At 72.4% G+C, this 23,734-nt stretch carries 23 protein-coding genes and 2 tRNA genes; 9 read left to right on the forward strand and 16 right to left on the reverse strand.

Annotated elements, in window-relative coordinates:
• Positions 1–42 precede the first annotated feature (42 nt).
• From ACWD3E_RS01015 to ACWD3E_RS01045, 7 genes are all read right to left on the reverse strand, one after another.
• Positions 43–116, reverse strand: a tRNA-Lys gene (locus tag ACWD3E_RS01015).
• Positions 107–685, reverse strand: coding sequence for a bifunctional DNA primase/polymerase (locus ACWD3E_RS01020; RefSeq protein ID WP_451385426.1), 579 nt, complete (start codon positions 683–685; stop codon positions 107–109). Before ACWD3E_RS01020 ends, ACWD3E_RS01015 begins: the two co-directional genes overlap by 10 nt.
• Before the next feature lie 145 nt (positions 686–830).
• Positions 831–1,202: a hypothetical protein gene (locus ACWD3E_RS01025; protein WP_451350251.1), complete on the reverse strand. Its 372-nt coding sequence runs from the start codon at positions 1,200–1,202 to the stop codon at positions 831–833.
• Positions 1,203–1,500: 298 nt separating this feature from the next.
• Positions 1,501–2,838, reverse strand: coding sequence for an AAA domain-containing protein (locus tag ACWD3E_RS01030; protein WP_451385427.1), 1,338 nt, complete (start codon positions 2,836–2,838; stop codon positions 1,501–1,503).
• Positions 2,835–4,442 (reverse strand): hypothetical protein, encoded by a 1,608-nt coding sequence (locus ACWD3E_RS01035; RefSeq protein ID WP_451385428.1) that lies wholly within the window; start codon positions 4,440–4,442, stop codon positions 2,835–2,837. The genes ACWD3E_RS01030 and ACWD3E_RS01035 overlap by 4 nt, the downstream gene beginning before the upstream one ends.
• Positions 4,433–5,644, reverse strand: a complete 1,212-nt coding sequence (locus ACWD3E_RS01040; protein ID WP_451385429.1) for a hypothetical protein — start codon at positions 5,642–5,644, stop codon at positions 4,433–4,435. The genes ACWD3E_RS01035 and ACWD3E_RS01040 overlap by 10 nt, the downstream gene beginning before the upstream one ends.
• A complete protein-coding gene (locus ACWD3E_RS01045) occupies positions 5,529–6,494 on the reverse strand; it encodes a phosphatase PAP2 family protein (protein ID WP_451385430.1) in 966 nt (321 codons plus the stop codon). Before ACWD3E_RS01045 ends, ACWD3E_RS01040 begins: the two co-directional genes overlap by 116 nt.
• 202 nt (positions 6,495–6,696) lie before the next feature.
• Here ACWD3E_RS01045 and ACWD3E_RS01050 point away from each other — a divergent pair, with 202 nt between their 5' ends.
• Complete coding sequence (locus ACWD3E_RS01050; protein WP_451385431.1) at positions 6,697–7,293, forward strand: histidine phosphatase family protein; 597 nt, start codon at positions 6,697–6,699, stop codon at positions 7,291–7,293.
• Between the two features lie 28 nt (positions 7,294–7,321).
• On the opposite strand, the gene ACWD3E_RS01055 is transcribed toward ACWD3E_RS01050, so the two are convergent.
• Positions 7,322–8,791: a hypothetical protein gene (locus ACWD3E_RS01055; RefSeq protein WP_451385432.1), complete on the reverse strand. Its 1,470-nt coding sequence runs from the start codon at positions 8,789–8,791 to the stop codon at positions 7,322–7,324.
• 265 nt (positions 8,792–9,056) lie between these two features.
• Here ACWD3E_RS01055 and ACWD3E_RS01060 point away from each other — a divergent pair, with 265 nt between their 5' ends.
• The 3 genes from ACWD3E_RS01060 (at position 9,057) to ACWD3E_RS01070 (ending at position 10,858) form a co-directional block, all read left to right on the forward strand.
• The gene (locus ACWD3E_RS01060) at positions 9,057–9,428 is read left to right on the forward strand and encodes a hypothetical protein (protein WP_451386470.1); all 372 of its coding nucleotides are present in this window, start codon (positions 9,057–9,059) and stop codon (positions 9,426–9,428) included.
• Between the two features lie 55 nt (positions 9,429–9,483).
• Positions 9,484–10,353: a spermidine synthase gene (locus ACWD3E_RS01065; RefSeq protein ID WP_451385433.1), complete on the forward strand. Its 870-nt coding sequence runs from the start codon at positions 9,484–9,486 to the stop codon at positions 10,351–10,353.
• 154 nt (positions 10,354–10,507) lie between these two features.
• Positions 10,508–10,858 carry a hypothetical protein gene (locus ACWD3E_RS01070; protein ID WP_451385434.1) on the forward strand — a complete coding sequence of 117 codons (351 nt, stop codon included), beginning with the start codon at positions 10,508–10,510 and terminating at the stop codon, positions 10,856–10,858.
• Positions 10,859–10,921: 63 nt separating this feature from the next.
• On the opposite strand, the gene ACWD3E_RS01075 is transcribed toward ACWD3E_RS01070, so the two are convergent.
• On the reverse strand, positions 10,922–11,446 hold the full coding sequence (locus tag ACWD3E_RS01075) for a hypothetical protein (protein ID WP_451385435.1): 525 nt from the start codon (positions 11,444–11,446) through the stop codon (positions 10,922–10,924).
• 123 nt (positions 11,447–11,569) lie between these two features.
• Between ACWD3E_RS01075 and ACWD3E_RS01080 the strand changes: the two genes are divergently transcribed.
• The 4 genes from ACWD3E_RS01080 to ACWD3E_RS01095 all read left to right on the forward strand — a co-directional run bounded on the left by ACWD3E_RS01080 (position 11,570) and on the right by ACWD3E_RS01095 (position 16,002).
• A complete protein-coding gene (locus tag ACWD3E_RS01080; RefSeq protein WP_451385436.1) occupies positions 11,570–12,277 on the forward strand; it encodes a response regulator transcription factor in 708 nt (235 codons plus the stop codon).
• Positions 12,274–13,677 carry a sensor histidine kinase gene (locus ACWD3E_RS01085; protein WP_451385437.1) on the forward strand — a complete coding sequence of 468 codons (1,404 nt, stop codon included), beginning with the start codon at positions 12,274–12,276 and terminating at the stop codon, positions 13,675–13,677. Before ACWD3E_RS01080 ends, ACWD3E_RS01085 begins: the two co-directional genes overlap by 4 nt.
• 109 nt (positions 13,678–13,786) lie before the next feature.
• Positions 13,787–15,259: a glycoside hydrolase family 18 protein gene (locus tag ACWD3E_RS01090; RefSeq protein WP_451385438.1), complete on the forward strand. Its 1,473-nt coding sequence runs from the start codon at positions 13,787–13,789 to the stop codon at positions 15,257–15,259.
• A gap of 161 nt (positions 15,260–15,420) precedes the next feature.
• Complete coding sequence (locus ACWD3E_RS01095; protein WP_451385439.1) at positions 15,421–16,002, forward strand: hypothetical protein; 582 nt, start codon at positions 15,421–15,423, stop codon at positions 16,000–16,002.
• 56 nt (positions 16,003–16,058) lie between these two features.
• Here the strand turns inward: ACWD3E_RS01095 and ACWD3E_RS01100 are convergent, their stop codons facing one another.
• The 4 genes from ACWD3E_RS01100 to ACWD3E_RS01115 are packed head-to-tail and all read right to left on the reverse strand — an operon-like array spanning position 16,059 to position 20,777.
• The gene (locus ACWD3E_RS01100) at positions 16,059–17,486 is read right to left on the reverse strand and encodes a GH1 family beta-glucosidase (RefSeq protein WP_451385440.1); all 1,428 of its coding nucleotides are present in this window, start codon (positions 17,484–17,486) and stop codon (positions 16,059–16,061) included.
• A 53-nt stretch (positions 17,487–17,539) separates the two neighbouring features.
• Positions 17,540–18,427, reverse strand: a complete 888-nt coding sequence (locus ACWD3E_RS01105) for a carbohydrate ABC transporter permease (protein WP_451385441.1) — start codon at positions 18,425–18,427, stop codon at positions 17,540–17,542.
• Positions 18,424–19,449, reverse strand: coding sequence for a carbohydrate ABC transporter permease (locus ACWD3E_RS01110; RefSeq protein ID WP_451385442.1), 1,026 nt, complete (start codon positions 19,447–19,449; stop codon positions 18,424–18,426). The genes ACWD3E_RS01105 and ACWD3E_RS01110 overlap by 4 nt, the downstream gene beginning before the upstream one ends.
• Positions 19,446–20,777 carry an ABC transporter substrate-binding protein gene (locus ACWD3E_RS01115; RefSeq protein ID WP_451385443.1) on the reverse strand — a complete coding sequence of 444 codons (1,332 nt, stop codon included), beginning with the start codon at positions 20,775–20,777 and terminating at the stop codon, positions 19,446–19,448. Before ACWD3E_RS01115 ends, ACWD3E_RS01110 begins: the two co-directional genes overlap by 4 nt.
• A gap of 394 nt (positions 20,778–21,171) precedes the next feature.
• On the opposite strand from ACWD3E_RS01115, the gene ACWD3E_RS01120 reads away from it, so the two are divergent.
• Positions 21,172–22,227: a LacI family DNA-binding transcriptional regulator gene (locus ACWD3E_RS01120; protein ID WP_451385444.1), complete on the forward strand. Its 1,056-nt coding sequence runs from the start codon at positions 21,172–21,174 to the stop codon at positions 22,225–22,227.
• Between the two features lie 15 nt (positions 22,228–22,242).
• On the opposite strand, the gene ACWD3E_RS01125 is transcribed toward ACWD3E_RS01120, so the two are convergent.
• The 3 genes from ACWD3E_RS01125 to orn all read right to left on the reverse strand — a co-directional run bounded on the left by ACWD3E_RS01125 (position 22,243) and on the right by orn (position 23,626).
• The gene (locus ACWD3E_RS01125; protein WP_451385445.1) at positions 22,243–22,764 is read right to left on the reverse strand and encodes a GNAT family N-acetyltransferase; all 522 of its coding nucleotides are present in this window, start codon (positions 22,762–22,764) and stop codon (positions 22,243–22,245) included.
• Positions 22,765–22,835: 71 nt separating this feature from the next.
• Positions 22,836–22,908: transfer RNA gene (locus ACWD3E_RS01130), tRNA-His, on the reverse strand.
• A gap of 115 nt (positions 22,909–23,023) precedes the next feature.
• Positions 23,024–23,626, reverse strand: coding sequence for an oligoribonuclease (orn, locus tag ACWD3E_RS01135; protein ID WP_451385446.1), 603 nt, complete (start codon positions 23,624–23,626; stop codon positions 23,024–23,026).
• Between the last annotated feature and the right edge of the window lie 108 nt (positions 23,627–23,734).

Here is a 23,734-nt window from a genome sequence, read left to right on the forward strand (position 1 = left end):
CAGGTCCGCGCTTTCTGCGGACATAGCTCGCCATCGTCATCGTGCGCCGCCAGGGACTCGAACCCCGGACCCGCTGATTAAGAGTCAGCTGCTCTAACCAACTGAGCTAGCGGCGCCTGCTGACGTCGTAGACATTAGCACCCTGGTCGGCAGGAGGAAAAATCGATATCCGTACGGCGGCGCGGGCCGCCCGTACCGCCGCCCAGAGCACGACCTCCGGCCCCGGCAGCCAGGGGTGCCGGGTGTCCGGGGCGGCGAGCCAGCGGGAGGCGCCGGCGGGGTCGGCTCCGGTGGGTGCGGGGACGGTCACCGCGTCGCCGGTGCCGTGGCACAGCAGCGGCGGCACGGCCTCCGTACGGCTGCCGTGCCCGCCTCCCCACTCCTCCCAGCTCAGCAGCGAGGGCAGCCGCTGGGCCGTGCCCGGGGCGGCGAACAGCAGCATGCGGCCCCGGAACACCGCGACCGGGCCGGAGCCCGGCCCCTCGTCCCACAGTCGGTCCAGCATGCGGCGCCCGAAGGCCGCCGGGGCACTCACCACGTCGAAGACGGTGCCGCAAGGCAGGACGACCGGGGAGTCCGGGCGCTCCTCCCAGAGGGCGAGCATGCTGCGCGGGTACGTTCCTGCCGACGCGAGCCAGGCGGTGCCGTCGGCGGTGGCGGAGGTGACGCTCGGTGCGCTGCTCATGACGTCTACATGTACCGGTGGTGAGCAGGCGATTCCGCTGGGTTGCGGAAAACCGGGACAGGGGCGGGCGCGGAGGAGTATCTTGCCCGCTCGGCATATGCCAGGTGCGCCGGGCGAGGCACGGGTCCTCGGACGGGGCCCGGGTTCACACCGGGTCGACGGAGGTGTACCCCTCGCTCGTGGGGCCCCGCATCAGGTCCCGCCCGAACTCGACCATCCGTTTGGCATAGTCCTCGGTCCACTCGGCCTGCTCGGCGATGTCCGCCGGGGTCAGCCGGTCGAAGCGGCGCGGGTCGGCGAGCTGGGCGGCGGCGACGGCCTGGTACTCCATGGCGCGGTCGGCGGCGGCGGCGAATGCCTTGGCCAGCTCCGTCGCGCGCGCCAGCAGCGCCCGCGGATCCTCTATGGACTCCAGGTCGAAGAAGTGATCGGGATCGGCTGCGGCCTCCGCGGGCTCGAAGATCAAGGGCGCGGGGCGTAGCCGCGGTTCGTTCCGACGCGGCGTGGGCTCCGCCATGTCTTCATCCTCCTCGTACGGACTCATACGCTTCGCTGCACCCACCCTCCTGGTGGGCCACCCCCTATTGTCCCGCGCCCCCGCAAGAGGCCCTCAAAACTGTGGCATCCATCTCACGCGGTGCTCCGCCAAGTGCGCCAGGACAGCGTGGTTGGCCTCCCAGCCGTCGGGGCTGTATTCATCGGCCGCCTGCGGCGGCGTGCCGGACTCCGTCCGGCGGGTGGGGGGTGCCGCGCCGGGGGGCGCGTCCTGGGGCGGTGGGGCTGGTGGCGGGCTGAGGTTCAGCTGGGGGCTGCCGTCATGGTCTCCATCTCACGCGGTGCTCCGCCAAGTGCGCCAGGACAGCGTGGTTCGCCTCCCAGCCATCCGGAAACTTCATCAGCGTGCCCAGCTGGACCGGTTCCGTGGACGGGTAGTCGTCCAGGAGGGCGTCGACGCCCTCTCGGCAGACCACGATGCAGGCGTGGCGGTGGCGGGAGGCCAGGACGCACAGGCGGCCGGTCTCCAGGTGGAAGGCGGTGGCGTCGGGGCGGCCGGAGAGGGGGTGGAGGACGACCGTGACGTCGTACTCGCGGCCCTGGAGGCGGTTCGCCGTGTCGACCGTCACGTCCGCCACGCCGAGGTCGGCCAGCGCCGCGCGTACGGCCGCCGCCTGGTCGCGGTGGGCGGTGCCGACGGCGATGCGGTCGGCGGTGAGGGGGGCGGGGTCCGGCGAGCGTTCCGAGACCGCCGCGCCGCCCCGGTCCAGCAGGCGGCGGACGACCGTCGCCACCGCCCGTACCGCCTCGGGGTCCGTGCGCGGGGTGTGCCGGGCGGGCAGTTCCAGCAGGCCCCAGCCGGACTCCGCCGCCTCGTCGATCACCCGGTCGGGGCCGGAGCCGTCCGCCGGGATCGCGAAGCTGAGACGGCGGTCGCCGTGGCCGGTGCCGCTGCGGAACGGGGTGTAGGGGTAGAAGGCGTCCGAGACCAGGGGCGCCGCCGAGGCGGGCAGCCGCCAGGAGACCGGGAGGCGGTGCTGGGGGAGGTCCGGGTTGTGCGCCAGCAGGGTCGTCACCGCGGAGGCCGAGGGGTCGTACGACAGGCCCGCCCACTGCTCGCTGCCGACGATCGCGAACGGGTCCAGCTGGCCCGGGTCGCCCACGAACAGCGCCCGCTCGAACAGGCCGGCCACGGCCAGCAGCGAGTCCGAGCGCATCTGGTACGCCTCGTCCACGATCGCGTGCCGCCAGGGCTCGTCCACCTTGACGTGCGCCCACTTCGCGGCCGTCGACAACACCACCGGGAGGCCGTTCAGGTCGGCCGCCTTCGCCGACGTACGGACGTTCGACAGGTCGTCGAGCGCCTTGTCGTAGGCGTCCGTGTCGCTGCTGTGCAGGCGGCCCACCGGCAGCTCGGGGTTCTTCTCGGCCAGCCGCAGGACCAGGTCGTCCACCTGCGCGTTGGTCTGTGCGATCACCATCAACGGCCGCCCCGCCTCGGCCAGTTCCAGGGCCGCCCGGACCACCAGCGTGGACTTGCCGGCGCCCGGCGGGGAGTCGACCACCACGCCCCGCTCGGTGCCGTGCAGGGTGTCGTGCAGGATCGCGTCGGTGGCGCGGGCGGCGGCGGTCCCGGGGTCGAAGTCGACCGTCGTCACAGCACGTCCTCCTCGGTCACGGTGTCGGGGGCTTCCGGTGCGGCCTCCCCGGGCGGGCCGCCGTGCGTCCACGGGGTGTCCTCCGGGTCGGGCAGCTTCGCGCCGCCGCGCTGCTCGTGCTCGAAGAGCGTGAAGACCACCGCGTCGCCCTTCTCCGGCACCGAACCGGGCTCCGGCTCCTTGCCCCGGCCCATCTTGTCGACGACGCGCAGGACGACGAGGAGGCTGCCGCCTTCCTCCGGAGCGCCCTCGTAGCCCACGAACTCCGCCGTCTGCGGCTTGCCGCCCAGCGAGCGGCACGCCTTCGCCCGCTCGGGGAGGTGCGGCCGGTCGTCCGTGCGGACCGTCACCAGCGGGCGCGGGCTCGGCCGCTTGCCCTCGCTGTACGCCATGACGACATCGGTGACCTCGCCCGCGAACGCCTCCCCGGCCAGCCGCCGCCCCGCCATCACCAGCGGATCGTCCAGCGCCTCCTGCGCCTCCAGACGGGCCTGTTCGCGCTCGCGCGTGGCCAGCTTGTTCGCCGCCGTCACCGCGTCGTCGCGGCGCGGCTGCGGGGGCTCGCCGGCCAGGACCCGGTCACGGTGGCCGGTGAACGACCAGCGGTCCCGGGTCCAGCGCTCCTCGACATGCGCGCCCGACGGCAGCTCCCGCAGCAGGTCCAGGCCCCGCCACACCGCGTCCCAGGTGGGCCGGGCGACGCTCGCCACCAGGTCGCGGAGCTCCCGCTCGGCCGCGGTGAGCGCGGCCATCCGGTCGTCCGCCTCCAGGGCGTCCTCGGCGGCGGCGAGGGCGGTGCGGGCGCGGTCGTAGCGCTCGATGGCGGGCGCGAGCAGCTTGTTGTCGAACGCCGGGTCGGTGGCCGGACCGGCGGGCGGGCACAGCAGCTGCCCGCCGGCGTCCCGGGCGAGCCCGGCGCGGACGGCCGCCTCGGCGCCGTCGCTGCCCTCGGGAGGGTCTATCCAGGCGAGCAGCGCGCCCAGGTGCTGGTCCTCCACGCTCGACTGGCCGGTCGCCCAGTGCCGGGACAGCACGTCGGTCAGGGCGAGGAGCAGGGAGGAGCCGGGGACCCGGGACCGCTCCCCGAAGTGGGTCAGCCAGCGGCCCAGCAGCGGCACCCGGGGCGGGGCCGGATAGGGCGCCTCAGGGTCCTGCTCGGCGGTGCGCCGAAAGCGCATCGAGCGGCCCAGCAGCCGTACGAAGTCCAGGCCCGCGCGGCTCGGCACGATCAGCTGGGGCGCGTCCGCGCACAGCTCCACCTCGACCTTGACCCGCTTTCCGGTCTCCGGGTCGGTCTCGCTGCGCTCGGCCGCCTCGACCGACTCCGTGTATGCGTCGACGTACGGCAGCACCACGTCGGCGAGTTCCGCGAGGAACGCGAAGCGCAGGTCGCGGTCGCGGGGCTGCGGAACGACCAGCAGCCGGGGCGCGTCCCGGTCGGTGCCGACCAGCGCGCCGAGCGGGGCGCCCGCCTCGCCGGCGGTGGTGAGCGGCACGAACACCAGCGGGCGGGCGGACAGATGCCGGTGCCGGACGGTCGCGGCGGGCTGGGCCCGGCCGCTGCTGACCGCCTCCAGCCGGGCGAGCGTGGTGATCAGCGACAAGGGGCCACCTCCTGGCGGGCGGCCAGCGCCTCCGTGCGCAGGGCCGCCGCGCGGCGCAGCGCCTGCACCGCCGGGTCGTCCGGGTCGCCGTGCTCGCCGCGGGCCGCGGCCAGGACGTCCTCGACCGTGGTCAGGCCGCCCAGTTCGGCACGCGCGGGGCGGCCGAGGCGGGTCACGGCGCCCGCCGCGCGGGAGCGTTCCCGGCAGTGGAAGGCCAGTTCGCACGCGGACAGGCACTCGGGCGTGTAGGTCGCCGGGACCGCCTCGACGGCCGCCGTCAGCTCCTCGGCCGGCCGGTCGGGGGCGAAGCAGGTGCCGTCCGGCAGGGAGTCGGCGATCTCCTCGACGCGGGTGAGCCGGGCCAGCTGGCGGGCGGTGACCGCGCGCTGCTTGCGGATGTCGACGGCCGAGGCGGTGGCCAGGTTGGAGAAGTCCTTCGGACACACCAGCAGCACCCGGTGCCGTACCCGGGGGGCGGTCTCGCCCTCATCGGCGAGACGGGCCGCGACCGCCTCCAGGGCCAGTACGTAGACCGCCGCCTGCCGGGCGGCGGCGCCCACCTTCGCCGGGTCGGCCGAGCCGTCCAGCATCGGGAAGGACTTGATCTCCACCACCGTCCAGCTGCCGTCCGGGTGCACCACCACCGCGTCCGGCTCCAGGAACGCGAGCGAGCCCGCGACGTCCAGCGCCAGCATCGGGTGGTCCAGCAGCGTCCAGCCGCCCGCGTGCGTGGCTTCGCGCAGCGCCAGCGCCGTACGGGCCGTACGCCCTTCGGGGCCCTGCGCGGACAGGTCGGGCACGGCGGCCCCCGCGGGCGGCTCGGCGCCCGGGTCGAGCCGGGAGTGAACCAGCCGCAGCAGCTCCGCGCCGCCGTCGGCCTTGACCCGCGCCTCGAACGCGTTGCCCCGGGTCAGTGCGAACTGCGACTGACCGAAGCCCGACGGCGCGCCCAGCGCGCTCGCCAGCGCCACCTTGTCCACCCCGGCGCCGTCCAGGATCGCCCGCCGGCGGCACCCCGGGTTCGCGGCGAGTGCCGCGAGGGCGCGCGCGTCCAGGGCCTTGGCCGGTACCTCGGGACCGCGCAGCTCAGCGAGCCGCTGCCGAAGCCCCTTCGCCGGCCCCTTCGCCCGCGTCGGTGTCGGGGGCGTCCGGTTCGGCCCCGGCGTCCGGCCCGGACTCGCGCTGCCGTGGAATTCGCTCACCCGCGGAAGTCTGGCATCCGGCACTGACAATCGGGGAACCGTCGCCGCCCGAGCCCGCCACGACCGTCGTGCGACCCGGCCGCAGGCGCGCCCGGACCAGATCCAGACCGCGCATCACGCGGGGCGCGAGCAGCAGGCCGACGCCCATGACGACGACGCCCGCGGCCGCGTCCAGGAAGTAGTGGTTGGCGGTGCCCATGACCACCAGGGCGGTCAGCAGCGGGTAGGCGACGCCCAGCACCTTCGTGAGGCGCGTGCCGCCGAACCGCCACAGCATGACCCCGCACCACAGCGCCCAGCCCACGTGCAGGCTCGGCATCGCCGCGTACTGGTTGGTCATGCCGCCCATGCCGCGCGGCGCGCTGGCCTCGCCGCCCCACCAGCCGTACGAGCTGTACTCGGCCATCGTGTCGACGAACCCGTGGACCCCGGGGAGCAGGCGGGGCGGACAGGTGGGCAGCAGCGTGAAGCCGATCAGGCCTATGAACGTGGACGTCATCAGCCAGGTGCGGGCCGTCCGGTAGTGCTCGGTGCGGGCCCGGAACAGCCATATCAGCAGGGCGGGCGTCACCAGGTAGTGCAGCGACGCGTACCAGAAGTCGGCCGGCACCCCGAGCCACGCCTCGTGCCGGAACAGCCGGTTGAGCGGGTGTTCGGCGTCGATGTGCAGGGCCTTCTCGAAGCGCAGGATCGCCAGGCCGTGGTCCACGGCGGACTGAACGTCCCCGCGCGCGAGCAGACGGCCCGCCGAGTAGCAGCCGTACACCAGGAGGATCAGTGGCAGCTCGGTCCACCACCGCAGCCGGGTACGCGGGGCCACCTCGGTGCCCGGTGTCTCGGTCTGCGGCATCCGATCGCCCTCCCCCTTCTGGTTCTGCTGTGCGACGCCCGGCCGGGCGACCGTGCCACTTTACGGCGTCCGCATATCGCTCATGCGGGCACTCCGGTCCTCAAAGACGCCGAGGTCGACCACCAGGTTGCCCGTCGAGGGGGTGCGCGATGATGGGAGCGGCACATTTGCGCCTCCCGTACCTCTCTTCGAAAGGCCCCCCATGGCACCGCGCATCCTGCTGGCCCGGCACGGACAGACCGAGTGGTCGCTGTCCGGCAAGCACACCGGCAGGACCGATGTCCCCCTCCTCGAAGAGGGCCGGCGCGGGGCCAAGCTGCTCGGCGAGCGCCTGCATCGCGCTCCGCTGGACGGGCTGCCGGGGGCCGAGGTGCGGACCAGCCCGCTGTCCCGCGCGCGTGAGACGTGCGAGCTGGCAGGGTTCGGTGAGCGCGCCGAGACCTGGGACACGCTCATGGAGTGGGACTACGGCGCCTACGAAGGCATGACGCCGGCCGAGATCCAGGCCGTACGGCCGGGCTGGCTGATCTGGCGGGACGGCGTCCCCGAGGGCGAGAGCCTGGCCGACGTGACCGCACGCGCGGACGAGGTCGTCGCATGGGCGCGCTCGGCCGACCGCGACGTCCTGGTCTTCGCCCACGGCCACATCCTGCGGTCCATCGGGGCGCGGTGGCTCGGGCTGCCGCTGGACTTCGCGGCGCGGATACGGCTGAACCCGACCTCGCTGTCGGTGCTGGGCTGGGCGTACGGGGAGCCGGCGATCGAGAGCTGGAACGACCTGGGGCACTTGGCGGGGTAGCGCGCACTGCACCCCTACGATCTTCCGACTACGCCCTTCCGATCCTCGGCATCGACGCATGCCGGTCAAGGAACTCCGACACCCCCGACGCCCGCCGGTGAGGCAACAGCACCCTCGCGGTCCCGGACAGCATCGTCTGGATGCGCGAGGACTGGACCTGGCTGAGCAGAGACAGCACCTGCAGCCCCGCCTCCGCAGCCTCATCGGGACGGCCTTCGCGCGCCAGGTCGTCCGCCAGCTCCGCCATGTACAGCGCGATGTTGCGGGTGAAGTGCGGGTCCTGGAGGCGCGCGGCGAGGCGCGCGTGCCGGGAGGCCCGGCGCCAGTCGCCCAGCGTGGACCAGCACTGGGCCTCCAGGCCCGCCAGTTCGGCCTCTCCGTAGAAGCTCATCCACTCGGGGTCGGCGTCCGAGTGGCCTCGCTCGAAGAGGGTCTTCGCGCGGACCAGCGCCTGTTCACAGCCGGTCCGGTCGGCGAGCCCGGCCCAGCCGCCCGCCTCGCGCAGGGAGAGCAGGGACAGCAGGCGGGGGGAGCCGAGGGCGCGGCCGACGCGTTGCGCGGCCTGGGCCGCCCGGACCGCCTCTCTGGGGCGGCCGGCGTCGCGGGCCAGGAACGAGGTGTTGCAGAAGGCGTGCGCCTCAAGGGCCGGGTCGCCGGTCATCCGGGCGGTGGCCAGCGCCTCCGCGTAGTGCGAGCGGGCGTCGTCGAACCGGCCCGAATCGTGGGCCAGCCAGCCCACGGAGATGGCCAGTTCACCGGCACCCGAGTGCAGCCGGTCCGCGGTGGTCTGCCGCGTCGCGCCGGCATCCAGCAGCGCGTAGGCGGCGCGCAGCGGGGCCGCCGCGCGCCGGTACAGGCCGTCCGCGCCGTGCCGGTCGTCGAGCAGCCGGATGCGGCGGACGGCCTCCTCCAGGGCGACGGCTTCGGGGATGCCGGGGCGGTGCAGCGGGCGTTCGGCCGCCGCGGCGTCGATGGTGAGCCCCAGCGGGCTCAGCGTGACGGCGGCCATCGTGGCGCCTCCGCCGGTCATGAATGCGCGACGCAGCACGTCGCTCTCCTCGTGGTTCAGGGGGTCTTTCGCGTACGGCTCGTGGGGTTCGTACGGGCATTGCGTGTCATACAGGTCCTGCGTTTCATACGGCTCGAGGGGGCCTTGTGACTCACCGGAGTCGGGGGCTCCGGGTGCGTCCGCGGTCTCGCGCGCCGCGCGTCCGCGGACGGCCGAGCGGGGCGCGAAACCGAGGTCGGTGAGGGTGCGGCCGGGGAACATATGCAGGAACACCCGTTCGTACGCGTAGTTCGGGCAGCGGATCTCACCCGCCTCCACCCGGCCGACGTAGCGCGCGTCACAGCTCACCCGCTCACCGATCTCGTGCGCCGCCCGTCGCACCAGCGCCGCGAACTCGGCCGGTGAGCGGGGGCCGCGCAGCCTCCGGAAAGCGAGGTTCGGCCGGGGTGGCCGTTCGGGCTGTGACGCGGTCTCGGTTGACGACGCCATGGCCGGGTCCTCTCGTGCGAACCGTCGAACCATGCCGGATCCGGGGCGGTTTTGGGGTGAGTTGCCCGTGTGACACCCTGGTTCCGGCGAGCAAGAAAGTACCTGCTGTGTTGGACTCGCCACGCTGTGTTTGGCTACAAACCGGATATCTCATCCACGATCTGCCATGAACTGCCATCCTTTGCGGCGCACTTGTGCCGTAGCCGTTGACGAACTCGCGTCGTTGGAGTCAGCGGACTGGCAGGGCAGCGTGGTGGAGGCCGGCATGGAGACCAGCCAGAGCAACGATGACACGGCATGCGACCTGGTGACCGTACCGGCCCGGCAGGGGCTGGAGGCCGTCGACATCCTGCGGCGGGGCGCCGGGGAGGCGGTGGGGCCCGTACTGCACGACGACGGGTGCGACACCCTCGGCTTCGTGGTGCCGGCGGGCACCGCCGCCTGCTGGGACGTACCGGGCAGCACCTGCACGCGGACGAGCGGGCGCGGGCTGCGGCTGAACCCCGATCCGCCCGTCGAGGGCTCCGACTGGCTGCTGCCGCCCGACGAGGCCGACCTCGCCACCGACCCGGTGGTGCTGCGCCGGGCCCTGGGGGAGGCGGCCCGGCTGATCGAGGCGGCGGACAGCTGCCGGTGAGCCGCCGCGGGGCCGCCGTACGGCGGGTGCCCGTGCCACCTGCGAGAATGGACCGGTGGGCAGGTCCAGGAGCACGCGGCGCAGGGGCGCCGCCATCGAGGCGGTCGTGGAGGCGGTCGACGGCGGGCTGGCGCAGCTCGTCCCCGACCCGGAGCGCAGCCGGGCCTGGACGCTGCTGATCGACGGGGCTCCCCAGTCGCACGTCGACCTGGACGACCCGGCGTACCTCTCCTTCGAGTACCAGCGCCGCCTCGGCCATGTCATCGACCTCGTCGCCCCGCCCGGCAGGCCCGTGCACGCCGTGCACCTCGGCGGGGGCGCGCTCACCCTCGCCCGCTACGTCGCCGCCACCCGCCCCCGCTCCACCCAGCAGGTCGTCGAGCGGGACGCGGCCCTCGTCCAACTGGTCCGGCGCGAGCTGCCGTTGGACCCCAGCGCGCGGATCCGGGTGCGCTCGGCGGACGCCCGCGAGGGGCTCGCCAAGGTGCCGGACGGCTGGGCCGACCTGGTCATCGCCGACGTCTTCAGCGACGCCCGGACCCCCGCCCACCTCACCTCCACCGAGTTCCTGGACGAGGTCCGCCGGGCCCTGAAGCCTGCCGGTGTCTACGCCGCCAACCTCGCCGACGGCCCGCCGCTCGCCCATCTGCGCGGCCAGATCGCCACCGCCGCCGCGCGGTTCGGCGAACTCGCGCTGATCGCGGACGCGGCCGTGCTGCGCGGCAGGCGCTTCGGCAACGCGATCCTGGTCGCCTCCGACGCCCCGCTCCCGCTCGCCGAACTCACCCGCCGGGCCGCCTCCGACCCGCACCCCGGCCGCGTCGAACACGGCAGGCAGCTCACCGACTTCACCGGCGGCGCGGTACCCGTGACGGACGATGCGGCGGTGTCCTCCCCGGCCCCACCGCCCTCGGTGTTCCAGTAGGGCCGCGCGCCCCGATCCGAGCCGGTCGCCGACCGTTCAGGATCTGTCGTGAACGATCCCTTTTGGCTCAACTTGGGCCATTTCAGGAGGCGTTCGCGTGTCCTTTCGTGACTGGTGCTGATCTGGTGACCCATCACACCGGAAGGAAACGGTCATGAGCGCTGCTGTCCGACGGACCGCCTACGCCCTTGGCGCGGTCGCCGCGGTCCTTCTCGCCCTGGTCGCGTTCAACTCGTTCACCTCGTCCCCGGCCGATGCCGCGGTCACCAACTCCGTCGTCAGATCGAAGTACTTCACGACCGGCGCCACCACGATCTCCTGCCCGTCCGGCTGGACGGCCACCGGCGGCGGCGTCGGCGTCGACTGGCCGAACAGCATGTACGTCTCGCGCACCGAGCCGATCAAGAACTCCGCCGGCAAGCCGGTCGGCTGGAAGGGCGACATCCGGCAGCGGGCCACCGGCGGAGCGGCGAGCGGCAGCATCTACGTCGTCTGCGCATCCTGATGCCCCTCGACCTCTCCTGACCTTCACTGACGTGCCCTGACGCCCGCCGATCCGAAGCGGGCGTCAGTACGTCTCGACCTCCACGTGCGGCGGGCCGTCGTGCCAGGTGCAGAACACCGACACACGGTCCGTGCTCCTGCTGAACTCCACCCGGATCCACGACTCCGTCTTCCACACCTGCATCGACCAGCCGGCCCCCGGCGTCGCCGAGACCAGCGTGGCGTCGGCGGGCCCCAGGTCGAAGACGGCCCGGCCACCGTCGGTGTCGTAGGCCTTGATCCGGCCCGAGCCGGACGCGGAGTCAGCGGCGGTGGGGGACGGAGACGGGGTGCGCGTGGGCGTCCACGACGGGGTGGGCGTGGCCGAAGCCGACCGGTGGACGGACCGGCTCGGGGCGGGGGGAGTCGGCGTCGGTGACGCCAGCGCCTTCGAACCCTGTGCGGTCGCGTCGGCCGCCGTGACCGGAAGGGCACGCGGCGGGTCGTACACCGTCCCCGCCAGCACCGTGTGCACACCCCACCACGACAGCGTGACGGCCGCTCCGGTCGCCAGCAGCCACGCCAGTACGTGTACGAGTCCTCTGCGCATCGCGGGCCATCCTGCCCCAGGTGTCCCGCCCGTGTCCCGCTCGTCTTCCATGAGTTGTCCACAAGACTGGACTTGTCCACAGGCGCCGGATCCGTATCGCCCGCATGGCGTACGGTGCGGCGCATGGCAAGTGTGCTCGTGGTCGAGGACGACCAGTTCGTCCGCTCGGCGCTCATCCGGCATCTGACCGACGCCGCCCACACCGTGCGCAGCGTCGGTACGGCACTGGAGGCGCTGCGCGAGGTCGCCCATTTCCGTTTCGACGTCGTCATCCTGGACCTCGGACTGCCCGACCTGGACGGCTCCGAGGCCCTGAAGATGCTGCGCGGCCTCACCGACGTGCCCGTCATCATCGCCACCGCCCGGGACGACGAGGCCGAGATCGTGCGGCTGTTGAACGCCGGGGCGGACGACTACCTGACCAAGCCGTTCTCCGTCGCGCACCTGTCCGCGCGCATCGCGGCCGTACTGCGCCGGGCCCGCTCCGGTGCAGGTGAGGCCCCGCCCTCGTCGGTGCTCCGCGTCGGCGGCCTGACGGTCGACCCGCAGCGCCGCCAGGCCGAACTGGACGGCGTCCGGCTCGACCTCACCCGCCGCGAGTTCGACCTGCTCGCCTTCCTCGCCGGCCGCCCCGGAGTGGTCGTCGCGCGCAAGGAACTCCTCGCCGAGGTCTGGCAGCAGTCGTACGGCGACGACCAGACCATCGACGTCCATCTGTCCTGGCTGCGCCGGAAACTGGGGGAGACGGCCGCCCGGCCCCGCTATCTGCACACCCTGCGCGGGGTCGGGGTGAAGCTCGAACCTCCTGCGGACGGGGAGGGGCCGCGATGAGATGGGCCCTGGTCAAGGTCTGCCTGGCGGTCACCACGATGGTCGTGGTCGCCTTCGCCGTCCCGCTCGGCCTGGTCGTCCGGGAGATGGCCCGCGACCGGGCCTTCTCCAACGCCGAGCGGCAGGCCGCCGCGGTGGCCCCCGCGCTGTCCATCACCACCGACCGGGACCAGCTGGAGCGGGTGGTCGCCTCCGCCGGTGCCGACTCCGGGATGGCCCTGCACCTGCCCGCCGACGGCGGCCGGGCCGCGCTCGACCTCGGCCGGCAGCGCGCCGCCGGCCGCGACATCCAGACCGTGCGCAGACTCGGCCGCGCCTCCACCACGTCCGTCGCCGGCGGTTCCACGCTGCTCCAGCCGGTCGCGCTCGGCTCCGGGTCGATCGCGGTGGTCGAGGTGTACGTCCCCGAGTCCGAGGTGACCCACGGCGTGGGCACGGCCTGGGCGGTGCTCGCCGCCGTCGGTCTCGCGCTGATCGTCGGCTCGGTCGCGGTCGCCGACCGGCTCGGGGTGCGCATGGTGCGGCCCGCGCGGCGGCTGGTCGAGGGCGCGCACGAGCTGGGCGAGGGCAGGCTGGGCGCCCGGGTGCCGGAGGACGGGCCGACCGAACTGCGGCTCGCGGCGGTCGCGTTCAACTCCATGGCCGACCAGGTCGTCCAGCTCCTCGCCAACGAACGCGAGCTGGCCGCGGACCTCTCCCACCGCCTGCGCACCCCGCTGACCGTGCTCCGGCTGAACGCGGCCTCCCTCGGCGCCGGTCCGGTCGCCGAGCAGACCCGGGCGGCGGTGGCCCAGCTGGAGCGGGAGGTGGACACGATCATCCGTACGGCCCGGGAGGCCAAGCCGCAGACCGCCGCGGCCGGGCCCGGCGCCGGGTGCGACGCGGCCGAAGTGGTCCGTGAGCGCATGGAGTTCTGGTCCGCGCTCGCCGAGGACGAGAGCCGCAAGTGGCGGGTGGCCGGCGTCGACCGCCCGGTGCGCATACCGGTGGCCCGCGCCGACCTGGCCGCCGCGCTCGACGCCCTGCTCGGCAACGTCTTCCGGCACACCGCCGAGGGCACCGCCTTCGCGGTCGACGTGCACAACGGGGAGGACGCGGTGATCGTGCTGGTCTCCGACGCGGGCCCCGGCATACCAGACCCCGAGGCGGCGATGGCCCGGGGCCGCGGCTCCGGCAGCGACGGTTCGACCGGCCTCGGCCTCGACATCGTCCGCCGCCTCGCCGAGTCCACCGGCGGTGACGTCCGCATCGGCGCCTCCGTACTGGGCGGCACCGAGGTGCGGATCTGGTTCCAGCTGGACGGGCGGAAGCCGGAGGGCAGGGGGCACCGGGGGGCCGTACGCCGGAGACGATCGCGCAAGGTGGTCTCGACCTTTAACCGTCCCCGATCCCTTCCTTAAGCGCAGCTCAAGAACCCCGATCACCGTCCCTGTCAGGCCTTTTGTCCGGTTCCGGATCGCTAGCGTGCTGCCGCACCCCACCCCGTGAGCAGCGAAGGCAGGCACGCGCATGAGTACGCACCGGCGCAGGATCAGTGGCAGGAACAAGGCGATAGGCGGCCTGGTGGCCGCCGCCGTGGTCGGTGGTGGCGCGGTCCTGCTCACCGGCACCGCGCACGCGGCCGGGGTGAACGCCGCGTACACCAAGACCAGCGACTGGTCGTCGGGCTACACCGCGCAGTACGTCGTCACCAACAACAGCGGCGAGACGGAGAAGACCTGGACGCTGGAGTTCGACCTCCCGTCGGGCACCAAGCTCAGCTCCCTGTGGAACGGCGAGTCGAGCGTCAGCGGTCAGCATGTCACCGTGAAGCCCGCGACCTGGGACACGGACGGCCTCGCCCCGGGCAAGTCGGTGACCGTTGGCTTCGTCGTCAACGGCAGCGGCGATCCGACGGGTTGCCGTATCGACGGCAGCCAGTGTTCAGCGGACGGCGGCGCCACCCCCGAGCCCAGCGGGCGACCGACCCAGACCCAGTCGCCGAGCCCGAGCCCGAGTCCGACCCGGACCGCGACCCAGTCGCCGACCCCGACCGCCACCCCCACCCCGACGCCCTCCCAGAGCACGGGCACCGGCAGCGGCAGCACCGCCTCCGCCGGCTTCGCCCCGTACGTCGACACCTCCCTCTACCCGGCCTTCGACCTGCTCGCCGCCGCGGACGCGACCGGCGTGAAGAACTACAACCTCGCCTTCATCACCGACGGCGGGAGCTGCACCCCCAAGTGGGGCGGTGTCACCGACCTGAACAGCGACGGCGTGGCCGCCCAGATCGGCTCCCTGCGCGCCAAGGGCGGCGACGTCCGGGTCTCCTTCGGCGGCGCCTCCGGCTCCGAGCTGGCCACCACCTGCTCCTCGGCGGACGCGCTGGCGGCGGCGTACGGCAAGGTCGTCGACGCCTTCAAGCTCACCAAGGTCGACTTCGACGTCGAGGGCGGCGCGCTGCCCAACACGGCCGCCAACACCCGCCGCGCGCAGGCCATCGCCAAGCTCCAGGCCCAGCACCCGGGCCTGGACGTCTCCTTCACCCTCCCGGTGATGCCCGAGGGCCTGACCCAGGACGGCGTGAACCTCCTTGCCAACGCCAAGGCGAACGGGGTGAAGACCGGCACCGTCAACATCATGGCGATGGACTACGGCGCCTCGTACAACGGCGACATGGGCGACTACGCCCAGCAGGCCGCCACCGCCACCCAGGCGCAGGTCAAGAGCGTGCTGGGGCTGTCCGACTCCGCCGCCTGGAAGGCCGTGGCGGTGACCCCGATGATCGGCGTCAACGACGTCTCCGCCGAGGTCTTCAAGGTGGACGACGCCACCCAGCTGGTGAACTTCGCCAAGTCCAAGGGCCTCGGCGGCCTGTCCATGTGGTCCGCCACCCGCGACAAGCAGTGCGACGGCGGCGCGAAGAGCTACGCCGACCCCACGTGCAGCTCGATCGTCCAGGACAAGTCCGCCTTCTCGAAGGCGTTCGGGGCGTACAAGTAGGAGTGCAGGCGCGGCGAGCCCCATTCTGACTGGGCATGATCATGCCTATATAGTTCCGGCCCGGGTTGATCTTCGGCCCGCTTCATCTGTCATCACCCGGGCCGTTCGCGCCCCGGGCCGCTATTTTCGGGGGAACAATGCCGTCCATCCGCCATGCCCTTGTGACCGCCGTACTGGGCTGCGCCGCACTCACCCTGACCGCCTGCCAGCCCGGCGACGACGGCGCCGCCGACGGCGCCAGCACCCCTCCCGCCGCCTCGGCCTCCGCGAGCTCCACCGCCGGTGCGCCCGCCGCCTCCACGAGCCCCGGCGGCAAGGCGAGCCCCAGCGCCAAGGCGAGCCCCAGCGCCAAGAGCGCCTGCCACACCCTCGCTCCGGGCCACAAGTACGTCCTGGTCGAGAGCGTCTCCGGCGCCATGAACACGCTCACCGTCAAGGACGCCACGCAGAACTGCAACCCCGACGAGGGCGCCTTCTACGAGGCGAACGGCAAGGAGCACGAGTACCTCGTCGAGTCCGGTGACACCCCCATCACGGTCCTGCACGTGAAGGAGAAGGGCCCGGCGAAGATGACCGCCGCCAAGGGTGGCCTGGAGCACATCCGCATCTGCGTCAACGGCTACGCGCAGGAGACCTCCGAGAAGAAGGCCGACACCAGCGACTGCTACGGCGAGAACTTCTTCGACATCGCTGTGGGCAGCGACGGCAAGATCACCGAGATGACCGAGCTGTTCGGCTCCTGACCGGACGGGCGCGGCACTCCCCCAGGGTGCCGCGCCCGCCCGCGGGCCGGTTCCTGCTAGCCGGCCGTCACCGCCGGCAACGTCCCCGTCCGCGCCGCCTCGCCGTACCAGCGGGCGCTCGACTTCGGTGTCCGCGCCTGCGTGGCGTAGTCGACGTACACCGCCCCGAACCGCTTGCCGTAGCCGTACGCCCACTCGAAGTTGTCCATCAGGGACCACAGGTAGTAGCCGCGCACATCGGCGCCGTCCGCGATGGCCCGGCGGACCTCCGAGAGATGGCCGTGCAGGTAGGCGATGCGCTCGGGGTCGTGCACCCGGCCGTCCGGGTCGGGCTTGTCGTCGTAGGCCGCGCCGTTCTCCGTGACGTACAGCGGCAGGCCGGGTGCCTCCCGGGTGTACCGCATGATCAGCTCGTGCAGGCCCGTCGGGTCGATCGTCCAGCCCATCTCCGTGCGCTCACCCGGCGTCTGGTGGAACAGGACGTCGTCGGCGCCCGGCCAGGGCGAGTGCGCGCTCGCCCCGTGTCCGTCCGCCCGCGGGCCCTTGACCTCCCCGGACGCGGCGGACACCAGCGCCGGCGTGTAGTAGTTCAGGCCCAGCGCGTCCAGCGGCGCGTGGATCGTGCGCAGGTCGCCGTCGAGGACGTACGACCAGTCGGTCAGCGCTGCCGTCGAGCGCAGCAGCGTCTGCGGGTACGCCCCGCGCAGCAGCGGGCCGTGGAAGATCCCGTTGGCCAGGTCGTCGATCCGGCGGGCCGCGGCCAGATCGGCCGGGTCCTGCGAAAGGGGCCGTACAACCGCGGAGTTGAGACTGATCCCGATCTGGCCGCGGGCCGGAAGTGCCGCGCGCAGGGCCGAAGCCGCCAGCCCGTGCCCGAGGTTGAGGTGGTGGGCGGCGCGCAGGGCGGCCACCGGGTCGGTGCGGCCGGGCGCGTGCACACCGGAGCCGTAGCCGAGAAACGCGCTGCACCAGGGCTCGTTGAGGGTGATCCAGTGCTCCACCCGGTCGCCCAGCGCCTCGCCGACGAGCTGCGCGTACTCCGCGAACCGCGCGGCGGTGTCCCGCTCCGGCCAGCCGCCCGCGTCCTCCAGCTCCTGCGGCAGGTCCCAGTGGTAGAGGGTGAGGGCCGGCTTGATGCCGTGGGCGAGGAGTTCGTCCACCAGGCGCCGGTAGAAGTCCAGGCCCACCTGGACCGCGGGCCCCCGGCCCGTCGGCTGCACCCGCGGCCAGGAGACCGAGAACCGGTACGTGTTCAGGCCCAGCTCCGCCATGAGCGCCACGTCGTCGCGGTACCGGTGGTAGTGGTCGACGGCGATGTCACCGGTCTCCCCGCCGGCCGTCCTGCCCGGCGTATGGCTGAAGGTGTCCCAGATGGAGGGGGTACGGCCGTCCTCCCGCACCGCCCCCTCGATCTGGTACGCGGAGGTGGCCGCGCCCCAGAGAAAGGCGGGCGGAAACGTGACGGAGGAAACGGAGTCAGGCATGGAAGCGCTCCCATAGGGGTCGTAGGAGACCGGCGAAGTGAATGAGGGGGGTGTCAGCCCTTGATCGCGCCCTGCATGATCCCGCCCACGATCTGCTTGCCGAACAGCAGGAAGGCGAGGAGCAGCGGCAGCGTGCCGAGCAGGGCGCCCGCCATGATGACCGCCTGGTCCGGGACATAACCGGTGCCGAGCGAGTTCAGGGCCACCTGCACGGTCGGGTTCTGCTGGTTCAGGGCGATGATCGGCCACAGGAAGTCGTTCCAGGCGAACACGAAGGTCAGCAGCCCGAGCACGGCCATCGCGGGCCGTGCGGCGGGGAAGACCACGTGCCAGACGACCCGGAGGCTGCTCGCCCCGTCCACCCGGGCCGCCTCGATCAGCTCCGACGGCAGCGCCTGCACCAGGTACTGCCGCATGAAGAACGTGCCGAAGGCGGTGACGAGGCTCGGCAGGACGACCGTCTGCAGCTGGTTCGACCAGCCGAGGTCCGACATCCACAGGTACAGCGGTACGACGGCGAGCTGCGGCGGGATCATCATCGTGCCGATCGTCAGCAGCAACAGCAGGCCGGAGAAGCGGAAGCGCAGCTTGGCGAAGGCGAACCCGGCCAGCGTGGAGAACAGCACCGTGCTCACCGTGATCGTGCCCGCGACGAGCACCGAGTTGAACATCGCGGTGCCGAGCCCGGCCTGGTCCCAGGCCGTCTGGAGGTTCTTGAACAGGTTTCCGCCGAACCACAGCGGCGGCGGGGTCTGGGCGAGCCGCCGGTCGGTGCGCGAGGCCGCGATCGCCGTCCACACCAGCGGGGCCAGCGAGACCAGCGCGAAGACGGTCAGCACGACGTACGTCACCGGGCCCGCGTGCAGCTGCTTGCCCGCGCCGGTCATCCGCGGGCGACGCTTCCCCTTCGTCGCGGGCAGCGTCAGTTCACTGGTCGTCATGGGGACTTCCTCAGCCGTCGGGTGAGCAGCAGATTGACCGCGGCGATGATCAGCAGGATCAGGAACATCGACCAGGCGATCGCGGACGCCTTGCCGAGGTTGCCGATGATCCAGCCCTGGTCGTACATGTACAGGCCGAGCGTCTGGTACTGGTGCTCCGAGCCGCCCTTGGAGCCGCTGACCCCGCCGAACAGCAGCGGCTCGCCGAAGAGCTGGGTGGCGCCGATGGTCGAGACGACGACGGTGAACAGGATCGTCGGCCGCAGCTGCGGGACCGTGACGTGCCGGAACTGCTGCCAGCGGTTGGCCCCGTCGATCGCCGCCGACTCGTACAGGTCGGCCGGGATCGCCTGCATGGCCGCCAGATAGATCAGCGCGTTGTACCCGGTCCACCGCCAGATCACGATGGACGACACGGCGAACTGCGAACCCCAGTCCGACTCACGCCAGTTGACCGGATCCACGCCGAAGAAGTGCAGGATCCAGTTGACCATGCCGCCGTCCCACGAGTACAGCAGCGTGAAGACGAGGGTCGCCGCGGCCACCGAGGTGGCGTACGGGGTGAGCATCACGACCCGCCACACGGTCGAGCCGCGCAGCCGGTAGTTCAGCAGATGCGCGAGCCAGACCGCCGCCAGCAGCTGCGGGACGGTGGAGATCAGCCCGATGCTGAACGTGTTCTCCAGGGCGTTCCAGAAGAACTCCGAGGACCACAGGTTCTGGTAGTTCTCCAGGCCCGCCCAGCTCTGGTGGTCCAGGGCCGACAGCTGCACGTGGTGCAGCGAGTACCAGGCCGTGTACAGCAGCGGGACCAGCGTGAACGCCCCGAACAGGACGAAGAAGGGGGCCACGAACGCGTACGGCGACGCCTTCATGTCCCAGCGGTACAGCCGGCTGCGCCAGGAGTCGCCGCCCGCCGGCGTACCGCGACCGTGAGCGCCCCGGGCCGCGCCCGGCGGGGTGCCGGGCGCGGCTTCGGCGCTCGACGCGGGGTGCGCGAGAGCCTGCTTCGAGACGCTCACTGGCCGAGCACGTCCTTGATCTCCTTGGACGCGGCGTCCCAGCCCTGCGCGGGCGACTTGCCCTTCTGCTCGACCTGGAGGATGCCGACGTCGCTGATCGCGTTGTCGATCGGCTTGTCCTTGGGGCCGAGAGGCTGCGAGGGGATGGTCTTCGCCGCGTCGGAGAAGATCCGGGTGAGCGGCGCGCCGGAGAAGTACGCCGTGGTGTCGGCCTGCGGCGTCAGGCTCGCGTACGCCGACGGGGTCGACGGGAAGCTGGCCTGCTTGGCGAACACCTTCGCCTGCTGCGCGGGCGCGGTCAGCCACTTGGCCAGCTCGACCGCCTCCTTCTGGTGCTTGCTCGCCGTCGGCACACCGAGGAAGGAACCGCCCCAGTTGGACGCCGCCGGCGCCGCCGCCACGTCCCATTTGCCCTTGCCGGAGTCACCGGACTTCTGCTCGATGTAGCCGATCATCCAGGCCGGGCAGGCGAGGGAGGCGAAGGTGCCGTTGGCGAAGCCCTGGTCCCACGTCGGGTCGAACTGCTTCAGCTTGGCCGACATGTCGCTGGTGGCGGCGGTCATGGCGACGTCCCAGGCCTTCTTCACGCCCGCGGACCTGTCCCAGACGACGTTGCCGTCCTGGTCGTAGTACCGCTCGCTCGCGCCGCCCACCGCCGCGTTGTAGACGGAGGAGGCGGAGTCCACGAACCTGGTGCCCTTGGGCGCCTTCTGCATGTACTGCTTGCCGAGGTCGACGTACTTGGACCAGTCGCCCTTCCACTGCTCGGCGAGCTTGGTCCGGTCGGTGGGCAGCCCGGCCTTCGCGAACAGGTCCTTGCGGTAGCAGATGGCCATGGGCCCGATGTCGGTCCCCAGGCCGATGGTCTTTCCGTCCTTGGTGGTGGCCTGCGCGAGCTTCCAGTCCAGCCACTGGGACTTGTCGACGTCCTTGCCGAGGTCGACGAACTTGTCGGCCTGGGTCTGCACGGCCTCGGTGATGTTGCCGACCTCGATGGCCTGGACGTCGTCGGTGCCGGAACCGGCCTGGAGGCGGGTGAGCACCTTCGGCCAGTACACGTCGGTGCGGGTGGTGACGTTCTCCTTGATGCGGATGTCCGGGTGGAGCCTCATGTACTCGTCGTAGAGGCCGGCCTGCTCGTAGCCGAAGACGCCGAACGTCCCGACGGTCAGCGTGATCTTGCCCTTGCCGCCTCCGTCGCCGCCGCCCGGGTTGTCCGACGAGCCGTCGTCCGAGTCCTTGGCGCAGCCGGCCAGCAGCCCCGTGGTCAGCGCGGCTACGGCCGCGAGGGCCATCAGCCGCTGGGACCGGCGGATGCTCGTGCGCATGTGCGTCCTCCTGTTGCCTGACGTGCCGACCCCCGGCCATCTGCATGCATCTGGGCCCGTTCGTACGCGCGGCGGCTCGGGCGGGGAACGTGCGGGATGTGTAGGTGTCAGGTACTGTGGGAGCGCTCCCACCAGTGATGTGTTGAAGAGTCGTCGGTTCGCGGCGGGGTGTCAAGGGAGCGGACAGCGGCAACCGCGTTCGGTTGTTGGGTCGTTGGCCGGCCGCAGGTGACAAAGGCCGAGGCGGGTCTCGGCGGCACTGTTGGATTCCAGGCCAGCTAGGGTCTGTCCGGCGGATCAGGTCGCAGGAGATCGACGGCACCTCATGGGCCCCGCGTCTGCGGCAAGATCCGCCGGACAGACCCTAGATTCGCGGCGGAGAGAGGCGGAGCCCATGGCAAGCCACGGAGCGCGGGGCCGGAGCGGTGGCCGGCCCACGCTCGAGGAGGTCGCCGCCCGGGCCGGGGTCGGCCGGGGCACGGTCTCGCGGGTGATCAACGGCTCGCCCCGGGTCAGCGAGGCGACCCGCGCCGCGGTCGAGGCCGCCGTCGCGGAGCTGGGCTACGTCCCCAACACCGCGGCCCGCGCCCTCGCGGCCAACCGCACCGACGCCATCGCGCTCGTCGTCCCCGAGCCGGAGACCCGCTTCTTCGCCGAGCCGTACTTCTCCGACATGCTGCGCGGGGTCGGGGCCGAACTCTCCGACACCGAGATGCAGTTGCTGCTGATCTTCGCGGGCAGCGACCAGAAGCGGCAGCGGCTCGCCCAGTATCTGGCGGCCCATCGCGTCGACGGCGTCCTGCTGGTCTCGGTGCACGCCGACGACCCGCTCCCGGACCTGCTGGCCCAGCTGGAGATCCCGGCGGTGATCAGCGGCCCTCGCTCGGCCGCAGAGACGCTCACCTCGGTGGACTCGGACAACTACGGCGGCGCCCGCTCGGCCGTGGAGCACCTGCTGGCCCGGGGCCGCCGCAGGATCGCCCACATCACCGGCCGCCCGGACGTCTACGGCGCCCAGCGCCGCGTCGACGGCTACCGCGACGCGCTGCGCGAGGCGGGCCGGGAGGTGGACGAACTCCTCATCGAAGAGGGCGACTTCACGGAGGAGGGCGGCCGGAGGGCGATGTCGGCGCTGCTCGCCCGCCACCCCGACCTGGACGCGGTCTTCGCCGGCTCCGACGTGACGGCGGCCGGCGCCCGCCAGGTGCTGCGCGAGGCGGGCCGCCGTATCCCGGACGACGTGGCCCTGGTCGGCTACGACGACTCGGTCATCGCCCGCCACATGGATCCGCCGCTGACCAGCGTCCGCCAGCCCATCGAGGAGATGGGCCGCACGATGATCGACCTCCTGCTGACGGAGATCGCCGACCGCCGTCCGGCCGCCTCCCGGGGCCTGGAGCGGCGGCAGGCGGTGCTGCCGGCGGAACTGGTGACGCGGGCGTCGTCGTAGGGCGGGTGCCGGGGGTCACTCGGCGGTGGTGAGCCGCCAGCGGATCTCGCCCTCCTGCTCCTCCCCGGTCGGGGACAGCCCGGCCGCACCGGCGACGGCGGCCGAGGCGTGGTGGCCGGGGTGGATGTGCGCCAGGACCGTACGCACCCCGCGCTCCCGCAGCCATCCCACGAGCCCTCGGGCCGCCTCGGTGGCGTACCCGTTGCCCTGCCAGGGGGTGCCGACGACCCAGGCGATCTCGGCGAGGTCCCGTCCCGCCCCGGTGACGGTGGCCTGCACGGTGCCGATCAGCCGCCCCGCCTCGCGCGGGCGCAGGACCCAGTTGCACCAGGAGACGGCCGGGTCGGGGGAACCGGCGACGAGACGTTCGTACCGGGCGCGCAGCGCCTCGGGGGTCGCGGGGGTGCCGCCGATGAAAGTGTGCAGGGCCGGGTCGGCGAGGGCGGCGGCCATCTCGGGGGCGTGCTCGGCGCCGAGCGGCAGCAGCTCCAGACGGGCGGTGGTGATCGGCTCGGCGAGCAGCGGGGCTGGGGTCACCGCGGTGACATTACGGGAAAACGAATCAGCCGGTGACCCGTCTTTCGACGCGGTCACCGGCTGATCATCAGGGTGAGTGACGGGACTTGAACCCGCGACATCCTGGACCACAACCAGGTGCTCTGCCAGCTGAGCTACACCCACCACGACCGGCGGTTGAACTTGTCGTTTCCCCGACCGGCCGAGAAGAAGTCTACAGGGTCCGAAGGGGTGCTCGCGCACGGGTTTTCGTGCGGGCCCCCGAACGGACCCGCGGGCCCTACTGAGCGGGCAGGACGTACTTGGCGGCGATCGCCTTCGCCGTGTCGGAATCCGGGCCCGGCTGCGGGACGAAGACGGCCTCGCGGTAGTAGCGCAGCTCGGCGATGGACTCGCGGATGTCGGCGAGGGCGCGGTGGTTGCCGTTCTTCTCCGGGCTGTTGAAGTACGTCCGCGGGTACCAGCGCCGCGCCAGCTCCTTGATGGAGGAGACGTCGACGATCCGGTAGTGGAGGTAGTCCTCCAGGGTCGGCATGTCACGCAGCAGGAAGCCGCGGTCGGTGCCGACGGAGTTGCCGCACAGCGGGGCCTTGCCGGGCTCCTTGACGTGCTCGCGGACGTAGGCGAGGACCTGTTCCTCGGCGTCGGCCAGCGTGGTGCCGCCGGCCAGCTCGTCCAGCAGCCCGGACGCGGTGTGCATCTGGCGCACCACCTCCGGCATCGTCTCCAGCGCCGCGTCCGGCGGGCGGATGACGATGTCCACCCCCTCGCCGAGCACGTTCAGCTCGGAGTCGGTGACGAGGGCGGCCACCTCGATGAGAGCGTCGTCGGACAGCGAGAGGCCGGTCATCTCGCAGTCGATCCACACCATGCGATCGTTCATGCGACCACCCTAAAGCTGACGTCGGCTTTTAGGGTGCCCCGGTACGGGCCTCGCATGCGGCCGACCTGGGTGGAAGAGGCAGTGGAAGAGAGAAAGAGAAGGGGGGCG

The organism is Streptomyces sp. NPDC002676 (assembly GCF_053592455.1).

Excerpts from the sequence above, each read along its gene's own strand:
- ACWD3E_RS01060 (WP_451386470.1), top strand. The coding sequence starts at position 9,057 with ATGGAGACCAGCCAGAGCAACGATGACACGGCATGCGACCTGGTGACC.
- ACWD3E_RS01045 (WP_451385430.1), bottom strand. The coding sequence starts at position 6,494 with ATGCCGCAGACCGAGACACCGGGCACCGAGGTGGCCCCGCGTACCCGG.
- ACWD3E_RS01090 (WP_451385438.1), top strand. The coding sequence starts at position 13,787 with ATGAGTACGCACCGGCGCAGGATCAGTGGCAGGAACAAGGCGATAGGC.
- ACWD3E_RS01050 (WP_451385431.1), top strand. The coding sequence starts at position 6,697 with ATGGCACCGCGCATCCTGCTGGCCCGGCACGGACAGACCGAGTGGTCG.
- ACWD3E_RS01020 (WP_451385426.1), bottom strand. The coding sequence starts at position 685 with ATGAGCAGCGCACCGAGCGTCACCTCCGCCACCGCCGACGGCACCGCC.
- ACWD3E_RS01025 (WP_451350251.1), bottom strand. The coding sequence starts at position 1,202 with ATGGCGGAGCCCACGCCGCGTCGGAACGAACCGCGGCTACGCCCCGCG.
- ACWD3E_RS01055 (WP_451385432.1), bottom strand. The coding sequence starts at position 8,791 with ATGGCGTCGTCAACCGAGACCGCGTCACAGCCCGAACGGCCACCCCGG.
- ACWD3E_RS01080 (WP_451385436.1), top strand. The coding sequence starts at position 11,570 with ATGGCAAGTGTGCTCGTGGTCGAGGACGACCAGTTCGTCCGCTCGGCG.
- ACWD3E_RS01070 (WP_451385434.1), top strand. The coding sequence starts at position 10,508 with ATGAGCGCTGCTGTCCGACGGACCGCCTACGCCCTTGGCGCGGTCGCC.
- ACWD3E_RS01085 (WP_451385437.1), top strand. The coding sequence starts at position 12,274 with ATGAGATGGGCCCTGGTCAAGGTCTGCCTGGCGGTCACCACGATGGTC.
- ACWD3E_RS01075 (WP_451385435.1), bottom strand. The coding sequence starts at position 11,446 with ATGCGCAGAGGACTCGTACACGTACTGGCGTGGCTGCTGGCGACCGGA.
- ACWD3E_RS01100 (WP_451385440.1), bottom strand. The coding sequence starts at position 17,486 with ATGCCTGACTCCGTTTCCTCCGTCACGTTTCCGCCCGCCTTTCTCTGG.
- ACWD3E_RS01105 (WP_451385441.1), bottom strand. The coding sequence starts at position 18,427 with ATGACGACCAGTGAACTGACGCTGCCCGCGACGAAGGGGAAGCGTCGC.
- orn (WP_451385446.1), bottom strand. The coding sequence starts at position 23,626 with ATGAACGATCGCATGGTGTGGATCGACTGCGAGATGACCGGCCTCTCG.
- ACWD3E_RS01120 (WP_451385444.1), top strand. The coding sequence starts at position 21,172 with ATGGCAAGCCACGGAGCGCGGGGCCGGAGCGGTGGCCGGCCCACGCTC.
- ACWD3E_RS01115 (WP_451385443.1), bottom strand. The coding sequence starts at position 20,777 with ATGCGCACGAGCATCCGCCGGTCCCAGCGGCTGATGGCCCTCGCGGCC.